Source organism: Geothrix sp. 21YS21S-2, from assembly GCF_030846775.1.
Taxonomy (GTDB): domain Bacteria; phylum Acidobacteriota; class Holophagae; order Holophagales; family Holophagaceae; genus Mesoterricola.
The window spans coordinates 1,296,289-1,310,335 of record NZ_CP132910.1 but is presented as its reverse complement, the minus strand read 5'-3'; the positions used below and the strand labels follow the sequence as shown (position 1 = coordinate 1,310,335).

Genomic DNA, 14,047 nt, shown 5'->3' with positions numbered 1-14,047 from the left:
GCCTGTCAAGGCTGGCAGCCAACTATTTCTCTTTTCCGGCAGTGTGTAGGGAGCAGAACGGACGGCATGCCGACGGTTGATCAGTCTGATATGCGCGGGTTGGGTACCGCATGACAACGGGTTCGTCGAGGAGCTGCCTCGATCTAGTGGCGAGGGTCATTCCAGAAGCGAATGCCTCTTAGAGGGTTCGAGGATTCTCCCACCGTTGTCCGTTCTGCTGCCGACACACTGCGGCTGCACTTCAGCCAGCTAAGGCTTGGTGGTAGGCGGTGGCAGGGCCTGGCCAATGGCCCAGAGGAAGCCGGTCAGCTCGCGGGCGATGGCCGTGCAGGTCTGGACCTTCTTCTTGCCCCTGGCCTCGAACTGCCGGTAGCGTGCGCAAAGGCGCTTCTGTGCAGCCCAGGCGATGGTCTGCACTGCTTCTGGAGCACGTTCGGCCCGTCTTTGCAGGCTCGGGGTTTTCCTCGCGGGATGCCGGTAGGTCCATGCTGCCTCCACCAGGACCCTGCGCACATGGCCATTGCCGGTCTTGGTGATCCCCCCGCGGGACCGGGTCTCGCCACTGGAATGCTCGCTGGGAACCACCCCCAGATACTTCATCAACTGGGGTGCATTGGCGAATCGCCTCAAATCGCCGATCTCAGCCACGATCGTGGTCGCAGTGAGGCGGTTGATCCCGCGCAGGGCCATGTAGCCTTCGATCAGCCTGGAGAAGGCCGAACTCGATCCGGCGGTTTCGATCTGCTCGTCGAAGGCCGCAACCCGTCTGGTCATGGCCTGGACCGTATCGACATATTCCTGAAAGACGATTTGTTGGACCGGCTGGTCGAACTTCATGGTTTCCAGCCAGCGGAGATGGGCCTGGGTCCACCGGGTTTTTCCGGAATAGGTCCGCCCGTGCCGCAGCAGGAAGGCCAACAGTCGCTGCTTGGCGACGTGCTGCAAATGCTTCAGGTCCTCCCGAGCCCGGGTCAGATCCCGCAGGGCCTCCTGGGCTTCGTCGGGCACCCATATTGCCGTTAGTTCCCCGGCCCGGTGGAGCCTGGCCAAGGTCAGACTATCGCGGCGGTCGGTTTTGACCCGGTCCCCAGGTTTCCTGGGAATGAGGGACGGCGCCACAACCTGGCACTCCAGCCGTAAAGCGAGTAGTTGCCGATAAAGGATGTAACCGCAGGGGCCCGCTTCGTAGCAGAACGAAAGCGTCGCGCCATCCTTCCGGAGTTGCCTCACAAGTTTCACCACGGCCTCCGGTGTATTGGCGATCTCACCCACGTACCGAACTTCCCCTTCGTGGGCTTCAGCCACCGAGACCGCAATCGTCTCCTTGTGGACATCCAGCCCGACGTACTTGCTCACCTTGCTAGAATCGTTCACGGCCTGTCCTCCTCAATTACGGCTCTGAGCCGGTTGTGTAATGCGCACTGAGCTTAACCCGCGTCATTTAAGGACGGACAGGCCCCTTTGAGGAGCCTGGGGCCTTGCCTCGGTGGGCCTTGCGCACCACCCTTTAGACAGCCGGGCGGAGGTTAGGGCTACCGCAGGGATGAGACCCGAGCGCCGACCCGGGCCCGGAAACAGGGTGGGCCGGAGTCATCCGGCCCCGTCCTTGGCAACCGCCTTTCCAACCGGCCCAGTTTCTGGGCTTCAGGCGATAAATCCCGGGGGTCTGGGGGCAGAGCCCCCGGGGATCTCGTTCTAACGGCCCGCCTGATTCGTGTCAGGCCAATACATGATATCTAGCGGTCCGACCAGTGCAGCTTTTCCCCGAGCAGGTGGAAGAAGCTCGACTCCGGATCCTGGATCAGCGTGATCGCCCGTTCCGATTTCCTCAGTTCCAGCCGGTCCCCGGCATGGATTTCCATCTCAAGCTGCCCGTCCAGGGTCAGGTGGGCGTCCTCGGCCCGGTCCATGGTGATGGAGACGGGCAGGTGGGCCGGGACCACGATGGGACGCAAGGTAAGGGAATGCGGGCAGATGCCGGAGATGACCCAGGCGTCCAGGGCGGGATACAGGATCGGGCCGCCGGCGGAAAGGGAGTAGGCGGTGGAGCCGGTGGGGGTGGCCACGATGAGGCCGTCGGCCTTGATGCTGGCGGCGTCGTGGCCGTCCACCTGGATGCGGAATTCCATGATGCGGGCCACCACGCCCTTGTTCACCACGGCGTCGTTGAGGGCGGGGCGGCCGCCCAGGACGTCGTCGCCGCGGACCACCTGGGCGTGCAGCATGGTCCGGGTCTCCTTGCGGAAGGCCCCCAGGAAGTAGCCCTCGACCACCTCACGGGCCTCCTCGGAGGGATGGCAGGTGAGGAAGCCCAGGGAGCCCAGGTTGATGCCCAGGAGGGGGGTGCCCCTCATCCCCACGTGGCGGGCCGCGGTCAGGAGGGTGCCGTCCCCGCCCAGGGCCAGGCACAGGTCGGGCACCGGGAGGCTCTCGCCGTAGCGGGGGTCCCCGCGGAAGGCCTCCGGGGGCAGGCCCGCCGCGTTCCAGGCGCCCTGGATCTTGGGATGGGCCCAGACGTCCCAGCCCCTGGCCAGGAACGTGGGGACCACATCCGCGAGGCCCTTGGCGAGCCAGGGGGACCTGCTCTTCGCGACGATAACGAGGGTGGGTCGGACCATGACCTTAGGTTACCCTGGGAGCATGGCGACGAAAGCGGAGAACTCTCGGAAACCTCGAAAGGCGGGGCGGCGGATCCCGTGGAAATGGATCGGGTGGGTCACGGCCGCCTTGACCGGAACCGCGGCCATCGTCCTGGCCGTGGCGTGGTCCGTCATGAGCCGGGACGTGGACAGCTTCCTCACGTTCTTCGCCCTTAGGGTGCCCAAGACCATCACCAAGGTCCTGGACCGCAACGGGGACGTCATCGGCGTCTTCGCGGAGGAGAACCGGGTGGTGATCCCCTTCGGGGACATCCCCAGGGCCTTCGTGGGCGCGGTCATCGCCACCGAGGACTCCGACTTCATGAGCCACGGCGGCGTCTCGGCCCGGGGCTTCCTGCGGGCCGGCTTCAATTTCTTCACCAGCTTCGGCCGGCGAAGGGAAGGGGCCTCCACCCTCACCATGCAGCTGATCCGCACCGTCACCGCCAAGCGCCAGAAGCGCCTGGACCGCAAGCTCAAGGAGGTCATCCTCGCCCTGAAGCTGGAGAAGGCCTACACCAAGAAGCAGATCTTCGAGCAGTACGCCAACGAGGTGTACTTCGGCGGCGGGCGCTACGGCATCGAGGCCGCCTCCCAGTTCTACTTCGGCAAGAGCGCGCCGCAGCTGGGCGTGGAGGAGTGCGCCCTCCTGGCGGGCCTGGTGCAGAACCCGAACTGGTACAACCCCTACAATCCCGATCCCAAGGCCAGGGCCGCGGCCCGGGCCCGGCGCAACCACGTGCTCCGGCGCATGGCCGCCGAAGGCTACATCAAGGACGCCGACGCCCAGACGCTCTCGGAGCGCCCGGTGCGGCTGGCCCGGGAGAACGCCCGGGAGGAGCAGGTGGCTCCCTATCCCGTGGAGGAGGTGCGCCAGTACCTCTACCGGAAGTACGGCAAGGACAAGGTCCTGGAGGGCGGCCTCGAAGTCACCACCACCATCGACTCGGTCTGGCAGTCCGCGGCCAACGACGCCGTGCGCGCCGGGCTGCGGGCCGTGGACCGGCGCCGGGGCTACCGCAAGGACGGCGTGCAGTTCGTGGGCGACCCGGAGAAGGTCAACCTGCCGGGGTGGAACCGCTACTTCGAGGCGGGGGATTCGGTGCGGGGCGTGATCCTTGCCTGGAAGGCCGGGGGCGCCGAGGTGCGCATCGGCAAGCGCACCGTCGAGGTGCCCGATTCCGCCTTCGCCTGGGCGGGCTCCAAGACCATCCGGTCGATCCTCCTGCGAGGCGCGGCCCCGCTGTTCATCGTCAAGCAGGCCAACGAGGACGGCGCGCCGGTCAAGCTCGAGCTGGACCAGGAGCCCGACGTGGAAGGGGCCCTGCTGGCCGTGGACCCCGGCACCGGGGAGATCCGGGCCATGGTGGGCGGCTACGACTTCAAGCGGTCCATGTTCAACCGGTCCTGGCAGGCGGAACGCCAGGTGGGGTCCTCCATGAAGGCCTTCGTGTACGGCGCGGCGTTCGCCAAGGGCCTCAACCCCGCAACCATGGTCGAGGACGTTCCCACCCGCTTCACCTACGACGCGACGGTCTACGAGCCCAAGAACTACGAGCGGGACTACTGGGGGCCCATCCCCATCTGGGAGGCGATCCGCGACTCGCGGAACATGGCCGCCGTGCGCACCCTTGAGCTCACCGGCATCGACAGCGTCATCGCCTTCGCCCGCGCCGCGGGCATCAGCGGCCACCTGAACCCCTACCCCAGCCTCGCGCTGGGCGCCTCGGACCTCACCCTCAAGGAGATGGTGCGGGGCTACAGCACCTTCGCGCTGGGCGGGAAGCAGGCCCCGGTGCCCTTCCTCATCAAGAAGATCGTCGACCGTTCCGGGCGCGTGCTGGAGAACTACGAGCAGTCCCCCGGCGACCAGGTGGTGGACCCCATGAGCAACTTCCAGCTCATCCAGTGCCTGCAGGGCGTCGCCCAGCGCGGCACCGGCGCCAGGGCCAACGAGCTGAACTGGCCCGTGGCCGGGAAGACCGGCACCACCAACGACCACACCGACGCCTGGTTCCTGGGCTTCTCCACCCGCATCACGTGCGGCGTGTGGGTGGGCCTGGACGCCAAGAAGACCATCTTCAGGGGCGCCGACGGCGCCAAGGCGGCCCTGCCCATCTGGGTGGACTTCATGAAGGCCGCCCTGCCGTCCACCCCCAGGGAGGACTTCCCGGTGCCCGAGGGCATGGAGTGGGCCGACATCGACCGCTACACCGGCCTGACCGCCACCAGCGCCACCCAGGCCACGGACCTGGTGCGCCTGGCCTTCAAGCCCGGCACCGCCCCCAAGTCCGCCAGCACCGGCGAGGCCATCCAGAAGGTGCGCGAGGCCCGGCAGAAGGCCAACACCCAGCCCGTGGAGAACCGCGCCTGGGGCGCCAACCTCGCGGTGCCCGGCCCGCCGGTGCAGGTGCCCATCGAGCTGCCGTGAGCTTGCGCATGATGTGAATAGATCGTATATTCGCATCTCCACAGGATGCGATTAGCCGTGAGCCGCCCCAAACCAGCCCTTTCCTCCGCCAAGCCCCTCCGCCTGGCCAGGGGTCTGGTCCCTCCCGTCGACCGGATCCAGGACCGATGGATCTGGCAGCACCCGGATTGGCCCGCGTTCACCTGGAAGTGGGACCGGCTGGTGGAACCCCTGGGAAAGGCGCGCCAAGCGCTGGGCCGGCTCCAGATGGCAGGGAAGGTGCTGGCCCCGCAGTCCTCGCGTGAGGTTCTTTCGGAGATCCTGGCACTTGAAGGTGTCAGCAGCAGCGCCATCGAGGGCGAACGGATCAATCCGGCCTCCATGGCCACCTCCGTGGCCCGCCATCTGGAGTTGCCGGTGGACCCGGGCGCCCCCATCGACCGGAACGCGGAGGGCATCGCGGCCGTGCTCTGGGACGCCCTTCAGAACCATGCGGCGCCGTTGTCCCTGGAGCGCCTGTGCCGTTGGCACCGGGCCCTGTTCCCGGAAAGCAGGCCTGACATCGCCGTCGGGATCCTGCGCCCCGGACGGATCAGCGTCGAGACCCCGGTTTCCGAGGAGGAGACGATCGTCCACCTGATGGCGGTGCCCAGGGAGGTGCTGGAACCTGAACTGGAGCGTTTCCTGGACTGGTTCAACGAAGGATCGGTGAAGGCCGGATTGGACGGTCTGGTCCGGGCAGGGCTGACACATCTCTGGTTCGTGACGATCCACCCCTTCGATGACGGCAATGGACGCATAGGAAGGGCCCTGACCGATCTGGCGCTCGCCCAGGACCGCGCAGGCGTTCCCCTGGCCCGCATGTCGAACCGGATCCTCCAGGTCCGCCCGGAGTACTACGCGGCGCTGGAGCGTGCCCAGGCCTTCGGGAGCGGAATGGAGATCACGCCCTGGCTGGAGTGGTTCCTCGACCAGGTGGCCGAAGCCTGCCTTCAGTGCGAACAGATCGTGCGGCGCACGCTGGCCAAAGGGGCGTTCTGGGCAAGGCACCGGGAGGACGACATCAACGAACGGCAGCGCAAGGCTCTCAACCGCATGCTGGAAGCCGGACCCGGCGGATTCCAGGGCGGGATGACGACGCGGAAGTACGCGTCGCTCAACCGCTGCAGCCTCATAACGGCATCGAGGGACCTTTCGGATCTCGCCGCCATGGGATGCCTGGCCGCGTCGGGGGGAGGGCGGAGCACCTCCTATCAGGTCGAATGGACGGATTTCCTGGCCTGACCGGGGCATTTGTCATGGCGACGTAAAAGTACGAATGGGTTCGTTGACAAATACGAACCGGTTCGTATTCTAGGGTCATCCCCCCCCTGGAGCCCCCATGACCCGATCTCCGATCCGCCCATCCGATGGCGAGCTCGCCATCCTGCGGGTGCTCTGGGACCGCGGCTCCGCGACGGTTCGCGACGTGCACTCCGAACTTTCGAGGAGCCGGGACATGGGCTACACCACCGTGCTCAAGCTCATGCAGATCATGGTGGAAAAGGGCCTGGTGACGCGGGACGAGACGACGCGCACCCACGTGTACCAGGCCGCCCAGGGCGAGGAGCCCACCCAGGCCTGCCTCCTGGACGACCTTCTGCAGAAGGCCTTCCAGGGCAGCGCCGCCTCCCTCGTGGTGCGGGCCCTGGGCAGCCGCAGGGCCACCGACGGGGAGCTGGACGAGATCCAGGCTCTCCTGGCCCGGCTCAAGGAGGACCGGAGATGATCCCGTTCCTGACCCGCCTGGGGCTCGTGCTGTTCCACGCGCTTTGGGAGGTTTCGCTCCTGGGCCTCGCGGCCTGGGGCGGGCTCCTCCTGCTGCGCCGCAGGTCCGCCCGGACGCGGTACGGCTTCGCCTGCGCGATGCTGGGCGCCATGGTCGCGGTGCCGGCGGCCACCTTCCTCATCTCCGCTCCCGGGGAGCCTTCCCGGGCGCTGGAGGGGGCGGTGCGGGTGCTGGCGCAGGAAGGCCAGGGGGTCCCGGCGGCGACGCCGTGGCTCGCCCTGGCCTGGATCCTGGGCGCGTCGCTCATGACGCTGCGCCTGGGGGGCGGCCTGTGGTGGCTGGACCGGGCCTACGTCCGGCCCTCCGTCCCGGCCCCCGAGGCCTGGCGGGCCGCGGCCGCGAGGCTCGCTTCCCGCATGGGGGTCCGGCGTCCGCTGGACCTGCGCGTCACGGAGAAGGCGGACTCCCCCCTGGTCATCGGGTGGCGCCGCCCCGTCCTCCTCGTTCCGGCCGCGGCCTTCCTGAACCTCGACCCCGCGGCCCTGGAGGCCGTCCTGGCCCACGAGCTCGCCCACGTGGGCCGGGGGGACTACCTCGCCAACCTCCTGCAGTCCGCCGCGGAGGCGCTCCTGTTCTTCCATCCCGCCGCATGGTGGCTGTCCGGCCACGTGCGGGAGCTCCGCGAGCACTGCTGCGACGACGCCGCGGCCGCCGTCTGCGGGGATCCCTTCCTGCTGGCCCAGGGGCTTTCGGCCCTGGAGCGCCTGCGGCGGACCCTTCCCTTCGAATCCGAACCGCCGTTCGCCCTCGGCGCGGCCAAAGGAGACCTCATGCCACGCATCACCCGCCTCTTCACGCCCCGGGACGCCAGCGTCCCCTCCTTCCGCGGCCTCGCGCTCCTCCTGGGCGCCGCCGTCCTCGCGGGGGCCGCCGTCCTCGCGTGCCAGGCGCCCCGCACCCGGCCCGTGGCCGAGCTGGACTTCAGCCAGGTGAAGGTCGCGCACCAGCCCGACGCCCCCGCCTACCCGCCCCTGGCCAAGATCGCCCGCATCCAGGGCACGGTGGAGGTCCGCGTGACCGTCGACGAGCAGGGCGTCCCCGTGGCCGTGGAGGCCGTCTCCGGCCCCCAGGAGCTGCGCGCCACCGCCATCGACTACGCCGGCTCCTGGACGTTCGCCCCCGTGGTGCGGGGCGGCAAGGCCGTCAAGGCGCGCTTCACGATCACCATGCCGTTCCGGCTGCGGTAGGCCGCGTGCGCGCGATCGCGGCCTGCCTCCTCCTGCTGTGCGCCTGCGCCCGGCCCAAGGCCTGGCCCGAGCAGGTCCGCGCCGCCCTGCCTCCGGTCTCCGGAGGCCGGGACTTCGAGGCGGGCTTTCGCAACGGCGCCGACATGGTGCACGAGGCCCTGAAGTCGGGAATCCGGCCCTTCCGCCCCGTGCTGGACCGGCCCGCGCCCCCGCCGCGCCTGCTGGGGCCGGCCCCCGAGGGCCTGGAGACCCCCCGGCCCCTGGCCGACCTGGACCCGGACACGGGCCTCCTGGTGGTTTCGGTGGCCGGCGGCGGGGACTTCGCCCGCGGGCAGGTGCAGGGCTTCGACTGGGCCCTGGGCGCAGTCGGGCAGGGCCTCGTGCGCCCCATGGCGAAACCGGCTCCGCCCGCGGACTGGAGCCCCTGGGAGGAGCGGCTGACGCTCGCCTCGGGGTCCCGGTCGGTGGACCTCCGCTGGGCGCCGGGCCTGCTGGCCTGGAGCCTGGCCGAGGCTGGGTTCCCCCCGCGGCGGGGCTGGCGCCCCTGGAGCGATCCGGCCCCGCCCGCGTGGGCCGCCTTCGCCGGGGACGTGCTCTGGGCCCAGACCCGGGGCGGCCAGGCCCTGTCCATCGACCTGGCCTCCGGGGGCATCATCGAGGTGCGGCCAGGTTCCGCCCACGCGGCGCCCGGCAGCCTAGAGGCCTTCCGCGCGTCCGTGGAGCGGGAATTCCGGTCCGCGGCCTTCCAGGAGGAACTGGCCGGCCTGCGAAGCAGGGCCGCGGCCGGCGGCATCCCGGAGATCCTCGCGGTGGGCCGGCGCCTCAGCGGCATGGGCGAGGCGGCCGAAGCCGAGGCCTACGGCTGGTTCAGGAAGGCCGCGGACCTGGGCGATCCCACGGCGATGCTGAACATCGGCGTGCGCCTCCACCACGGCCTGGGCGTGGCCGCGGACCGGGCCGCCTCCGGCCTCTGGCTGGACCGGGCCGCGGCGGCGGGCCTGCCCGAGGCCGCGGCGATCAGGACCATGCTGGAACAGGCTCCATCCGCCTCGGCAGGTAGCCCCGCGCCACCAGCTCCCGCCGCAGCGCCTCCGCCCCGGTGAACCGGATGGCGTCGAAGCCCAGCGCCTTGGCGGCGTTCACGTTGGCCGTGGAGTCGTCGATGAAGACCGTGCCCGCGATGGGGATGCCGCAGCGCTCCGCGGCCACCTTGAAGATGGCGGGGTCGGGCTTGACCAGCCCCTCCCGCCCGGACACGACGATCTCCTGGAACCAGTCCAGGAACGGGTAGTGCTTCCGGGCCATGGGGAAGGTCTCCGCGGACCAGTTGGTGAGTGCGTAGAGGGGCTGGCCGAGGTCCTTCAGCTCCGTGAGGAGCTCAACGGCGCCGGGGACGGTGCCGTTGAGCATCTCCTCCCAGCGGCTCCACCACCACCCGATGGCCTCCCGGTACTCGGGCCAGGAAGCCTGCTTTTCCCGGATGGCCTCGGCGAAGGGCCTGCCCCCGTCCAGGGCGAGGTTCCACTGGGGGGTGCAGACGTTCTTGAGGAAGAACTCGGTTTCCGCGTTCCCGTAGACCTGCCGGTAGAGGTGCCTCGGATCCCAGTCGATGAGGACCCCGCCGAGGTCGAAGAGAAGGGCTGGTCGATCGGGCACGCGGTTCCTCCGTGCCTCCAGCTTACTAGTCGCGGCGCTTCTTGGGGAAGTCGCCGGGCTTGCTGGTCTTCCACGCGGGCTTCACGTAGGGCTTCTTGGCGGCGTAGGCGGGCTTCTGGCCGGGAGTCCAGCCGGGCTTCTCGCCGGGCCGGGGCTTGAAGGGGCGCTTCTCGGACGAGTAGTCCTTCTGGGGCGCGTCGGGGATGTCGAAGCCGTCGTGCTCGGGGCCTTCCACCATGGAGAGGAGCGCGGCCACCAGGGAGGCCGGGTCGCGGCCCTCGAGCATGCGCCGGGCCACGTCCAGCAGGGCGGGGGACTCCTTCTCCTTGAGCTTGTCCACGAGCCGGCGCGTGCGCAGCTCCTTGATCTCGGCCTGGGTGGGCACCCCGCGCCAGTCCAGCTTGAGGCCGCCGCGGCGGGCCCAGGCGAGCAGGATGCGGGATTCCTTGAAGCTCACCAGGGCCAGCGACGCGCCCTTGGAGCCGGCCCGGCCCGTGCGTCCCGAGCGGTGGATGTAGCTCTCCATCTGGGTGGGAATGCCCATGTGGACCACCAGGGGCATTCCTTCCACGTCGATGCCGCGGGCGGCCACGTCGGTGGCCACCAGGTAGCGCAGCTTGCCTTCCTTGAAGTTCGACATGATGCGGTTGCGGGCCTGCTGGCCCAGGTCCCCGTGGAGGCAGTCGGCGATGAGGCCGGCGTCCCGGAGGGACTGGGCCACTTCCTCGGTCTGCACCTTCATCTTGGTGAAGATCAGCGCCGCGGTGGGTTCGTCGGCCAGGAGGAAGTTCACCAGGGCCTTGGTCTGCAGGTGCTCGGCCATGATGCAGGGGGTGTGGTCGATGTCGGCGTGCTGGCTGTTGCCTTCGGCCTGGGCGTGGTTGATGCGGAAGGGATTCTTGAGGAACCGCTTGGCCAGGCTCGCGATGGGGGCGGGCAGGGTGGCCGAGAAGAGGAAGGTCTGGGGGTCCGCGGGCACGCCGGAGAGGATCTTCTCCACGTCCTCCAGGAAGCCCATGTTCAGCATCTCGTCGCACTCGTCCAGCACCACCATGGAGATGCCGGAGAGATCGAGGGTCTGGCGCGTGAGGTGGTCCTGCACGCGGCCGGGGGTGCCCACCACGACCTGGGCGCCGTACTTCAGGGCCTTGAGCTGGGGCACGTAGCTGAGGCCGCCGACCAGGAGGGCGACGTCCAGGCGCGGCATGACGCTCTGGAGCTCCTCGGCCACCTGCTGGGCCAGTTCGCGGGTGGGGCAGAGGACGATGGCCTGGGGCCTGCGCTCGTCCTTGAGGCGGTGGAGCAGGGGCAGGCCGAAGGCCAGCGTCTTGCCCGATCCCGTGCGGCTCTGCACCAGCAGGTCGCGTCCCTCGAGTCCGGGCTGGAAGGTCTCCTGCTGGACGAGGGTTGGGGTGGTGAAGCCCCTGCGGCTCAACGCCGACAGAAAAGGCTCGGAGCAGCCCAGGGCTGCGAAGGTCTCGGTGGTCAAGTTGTCTCCCGGGGCGTCGCCGGATACATCGGAGCTGAACTGCGCCTGCCGGACCTGGCCCAAACAGCTAGTCTCCCACGAAAACCCCTTGAACGCCAGGAGTATTGTCGGGAGGCGTACCATGGGATAATGCCGCCATGATCACAATCCTGCTCATTCGTCATGGGATCGCCGAAGATCCCAGACACGGCCTCAGGGACTCCGACCGGGGCCTCACGACGGAGGGCTGGGAGAAGACGCGGTCCGCCATGAAGGGCCTCGTGCGCCGCGGCTACGCGCCGGCGCGGGGCATCTCGAGCCCCTTCCGCCGCGCCGCCGAGACCATGGTCTGCCTCAAGGAGGCCACCCCCGAGGGCTTCCCCGTGGGCTGCTGGGACGGGCTGGAGCCGTCGGGTTCGGCGGGCGCCGTAAGGGAGTGGCTGGACCTGATCGTGGGCCAGGCGCGCCCCTTCGAGATCATCGCCCTGGTGAGCCACCAGCCCCTGTGCTCGGACCTGGTGCTGCACCTCACCCGCAAGAGCATCGACTTCAAGAAGGCCAGCTGCGCCGTCCTGCACTGGGACGGCGTCCGCTTCTCCCTGGCGGCGCACTTCACCCCTGCGGAACTGCGGGGAGACGCTTGAGGACGGCCGGACAGTTCGCCGCCCTCCCCGGCGGCGTGACCCTCCACTACCGCGTCCAGGGCCGGCCCGGGGCGCCCTGGATCGTGCTCGTCAACGGCCTGCTGTCGGACACCACGATGTGGGCCGGGGTGCTGCCCGGGCTCACCCCGCGGTTCCGGGTGCTCACCTTCGACTGCCGGGGGCAGGGGCGCTCGGATGCTCCCCTCGAGGGGCCCTACACCGCGGCGCAGATGGCCCAGGATGCCTGGGAGCTCCTGGAACACCTGGATATCCGGAGGCCGTGGCTGGCCGGGCTCTCCAACGGAAGTTCGGTCGCCCTGGAGCTCCTGGCCGCCCATCCGGGAGCCTTCCCCGGGGCCGTGCTCACCAGCGCCATGGCCCGCACGGACTTCACCATGCGCCTGCGGCTCGAGCACTGGCTGCACTGCCTCGACCTGGGCGGGCCCGGGCTGCAGTTCGACGCCGTGGCCCCCTACCTGTGGGGGGACCGGTTCCTGGAGGCCAGGTACCAGGTCCTGAAGGCCTACCATGAATCAAAAAAGGAAGACGGCAAACCTTTCCACGGTTCACGACACCAGATAACAGGTGCTCTCCAATGGGACATTCGGTCGCGGCTGATGGCCATCCAGGAACCGGTCCTGTGTCTGGCCGGCGCCGAGGATCTGCTAACCCCCCCCTGGAAGTGCCTGGAAGTCGCCCAGGCCCTTCCGTTCAGCCGCTTCGAACTGGTGCCAGGCATCGGGCACGCTTTCCCCGTGGAGGACCCCCATCGTTATTGTGAAAAAATGACGACCTTCATATCTTCTTATTAACAATTCCGGCAAGATTTTTTTGTCATTCTCTTCCGATGGGTTATGATTCTCAATCCCAACCTCGTTACCGTTACCCGCATCCCCAAGGGGGGAATCCATGCCCATTGAAACCCAAGCCCCGGCAGTCCTGAGTCTTCAGGATCTGAAGGAGCAGTCCATCGGCCGCCTGGCCGAGATGGGCAAAGCCTACGAGATCGAGAACCCGCTGGGCATGCGCAAGCAGGAGCTGATCTTCCGGCTCCTGGAAGCGCAGGCCCAGCGCGAGGGCCTGTTCTTCGCGGAAGGCGTCCTGGAGGTCCTCCCCGAGGGCTTCGGCTTCCTGCGCGCCCCCGAGCACAACTACCTGGCCGGCTCCGACGACATCTACGTCTCCCCCAGCCAGATCCGCAAGTTCGGCCTGCGCTCGGGCGACACCCTCTCGGGCATGATCCGGCCTCCGCGCGGCGACGAGAAGTTCTTCGCGATCATGCGCATCGACGCCATCAACTTCGATCCGCCCGGATCGGCGAAGGAGCGCGTCCATTTCGACAACCTGATCCCCCTGTACCCCACCCAGATGCTCAAGATGGAGCGGGACCCGCAGGAGCTGAGCACGCGCGTCATGGACCTCATGACGCCCCTGGGCAAGGGCCAGCGCGCCCTCATCGTCGCGCCGCCCCGCACCGGCAAGACGGTGCTCATGCAGAACATCGCCAACAGCATCACCCTGAACCACCCGGAGGTGTTCCTCATCGTGCTCCTCATCGACGAGCGCCCCGAGGAAGTGACGGACATGGAGCGCAACGTGAAGGGCGAGGTGGTCTCCAGCACCTTCGACGAGCCTGCCACGCGCCACGTCCAGGTGGCCGAGATGGTCATCGAGAAGGCCAAGCGCCTCGTGGAGCACAAGAAGGACGTGGTGATCCTGCTGGACTCCATCACGCGCCTGGCGCGTGCCTACAACACGGTGGTGCCGCTGAGCGGCAAGGTCCTCTCCGGCGGCGTGGACTCCAACGCCCTGCAGCGGCCCAAGCGCTTTTTCGGCGCGGCCCGCAACATCGAGGGGGGCGGCTCGCTCACGATCATCGCCACGGCGCTGATCGAGACCGGCTCCCGCATGGACGACGTGATCTTCGAGGAGTTCAAGGGCACCGGCAACTCCGAGATCTGCCTGGACCGCAAGCTCAGCGACAAGCGGATCTTCCCCGCCATGGACATCCAGAAGTCGGGCACCCGCAAGGAGGACCTCCTCATCGAGGCCGCCAGGCTTGCCAAGATCTGGGTGCTGCGCAAGATCCTCAGCTCCAGCGGACCCGTGGAGAGCATGGAGCTGCTGCTGGACCGGCTCGGCAAATCCAAAAACAACGACGATTTCCTGGCCAACCTGCAGGACGCGCCGGCTCCCGGGGGCCGGCGATAGGAAT

Annotated in this window: 12 protein-coding genes; 8 read left to right on the top strand and 4 right to left on the bottom strand. The window is 68.5% G+C overall.

Annotation, left to right across the window (positions count from 1 at the left end; genetic code table 11):
- Positions 1-249: 249 nt before the first annotated feature.
- The gene (locus RAH40_RS05945) at positions 250-1,356 is read right to left on the bottom strand and encodes an IS110 family transposase (protein WP_373432569.1); all 1,107 of its coding nucleotides are present in this window, start codon (positions 1,354-1,356) and stop codon (positions 250-252) included.
- A gap of 380 nt (positions 1,357-1,736) precedes the next feature.
- On the bottom strand, positions 1,737-2,618 hold the full coding sequence (locus RAH40_RS05940) for an NAD(+)/NADH kinase (protein ID WP_306601167.1): 882 nt from the start codon (positions 2,616-2,618) through the stop codon (positions 1,737-1,739).
- 109 nt (positions 2,619-2,727) lie between these two features.
- On the opposite strand from RAH40_RS05940, the gene RAH40_RS05935 reads away from it, so the two are divergent.
- The 5 genes from RAH40_RS05935 (at position 2,728) to RAH40_RS05915 (ending at position 9,167) form a co-directional block, all read left to right on the top strand.
- Entirely contained in the window at positions 2,728-5,070 is a 2,343-nt protein-coding gene (locus RAH40_RS05935; protein ID WP_306601166.1) for a penicillin-binding protein 1A, read from the top strand.
- 57 nt (positions 5,071-5,127) lie between these two features.
- Positions 5,128-6,333 carry a Fic family protein gene (locus RAH40_RS05930; RefSeq protein WP_306601165.1) on the top strand — a complete coding sequence of 402 codons (1,206 nt, stop codon included), beginning with the start codon at positions 5,128-5,130 and terminating at the stop codon, positions 6,331-6,333.
- Between the two features lie 97 nt (positions 6,334-6,430).
- Positions 6,431-6,817 (top strand): BlaI/MecI/CopY family transcriptional regulator, encoded by a 387-nt coding sequence (locus RAH40_RS05925; RefSeq protein WP_306601164.1) that lies wholly within the window; start codon positions 6,431-6,433, stop codon positions 6,815-6,817.
- A complete protein-coding gene (locus tag RAH40_RS05920) occupies positions 6,814-8,064 on the top strand; it encodes a M56 family metallopeptidase (protein WP_306601163.1) in 1,251 nt (416 codons plus the stop codon). The genes RAH40_RS05925 and RAH40_RS05920 overlap by 4 nt, the downstream gene beginning before the upstream one ends.
- Positions 8,065-8,069: 5 nt before the next feature.
- A complete protein-coding gene (locus RAH40_RS05915) occupies positions 8,070-9,167 on the top strand; it encodes a hypothetical protein (RefSeq protein ID WP_306601162.1) in 1,098 nt (365 codons plus the stop codon).
- Here RAH40_RS05915 and RAH40_RS05910 read toward each other — a convergent pair.
- Positions 9,082-9,720, bottom strand: a complete 639-nt coding sequence (locus RAH40_RS05910) for an HAD family phosphatase (RefSeq protein WP_306601161.1) — start codon at positions 9,718-9,720, stop codon at positions 9,082-9,084. The two genes, RAH40_RS05915 and RAH40_RS05910, sit on opposite strands and share 86 nt — an antisense overlap.
- Positions 9,721-9,745: 25 nt before the next feature.
- Positions 9,746-11,209, bottom strand: coding sequence for a DEAD/DEAH box helicase (locus RAH40_RS05905; RefSeq protein WP_306601160.1), 1,464 nt, complete (start codon positions 11,207-11,209; stop codon positions 9,746-9,748).
- 137 nt (positions 11,210-11,346) lie between these two features.
- Between RAH40_RS05905 and RAH40_RS05900 the strand changes: the two genes are divergently transcribed.
- The 3 genes from RAH40_RS05900 (at position 11,347) to rho (ending at position 14,043) form a co-directional block, all read left to right on the top strand.
- Complete coding sequence (locus tag RAH40_RS05900) at positions 11,347-11,832, top strand: histidine phosphatase family protein (RefSeq protein WP_306601159.1); 486 nt, start codon at positions 11,347-11,349, stop codon at positions 11,830-11,832.
- Positions 11,829-12,644 (top strand): alpha/beta fold hydrolase, encoded by an 816-nt coding sequence (locus RAH40_RS05895; RefSeq protein WP_306601158.1) that lies wholly within the window; start codon positions 11,829-11,831, stop codon positions 12,642-12,644. Before RAH40_RS05900 ends, RAH40_RS05895 begins: the two co-directional genes overlap by 4 nt.
- A gap of 127 nt (positions 12,645-12,771) precedes the next feature.
- Positions 12,772-14,043, top strand: a complete 1,272-nt coding sequence (gene rho, locus RAH40_RS05890) for a transcription termination factor Rho (RefSeq protein ID WP_306602284.1) — start codon at positions 12,772-12,774, stop codon at positions 14,041-14,043.
- Positions 14,044-14,047 lie beyond the last annotated feature (4 nt).

Excerpts from the sequence above, each read along its gene's own strand:
- RAH40_RS05940 (WP_306601167.1), bottom strand. The coding sequence starts at position 2,618 with ATGGTCCGACCCACCCTCGTTATCGTCGCGAAGAGCAGGTCCCCCTGG.
- RAH40_RS05925 (WP_306601164.1), top strand. The coding sequence starts at position 6,431 with ATGACCCGATCTCCGATCCGCCCATCCGATGGCGAGCTCGCCATCCTG.
- RAH40_RS05920 (WP_306601163.1), top strand. The coding sequence starts at position 6,814 with ATGATCCCGTTCCTGACCCGCCTGGGGCTCGTGCTGTTCCACGCGCTT.
- RAH40_RS05900 (WP_306601159.1), top strand. The coding sequence starts at position 11,347 with ATGATCACAATCCTGCTCATTCGTCATGGGATCGCCGAAGATCCCAGA.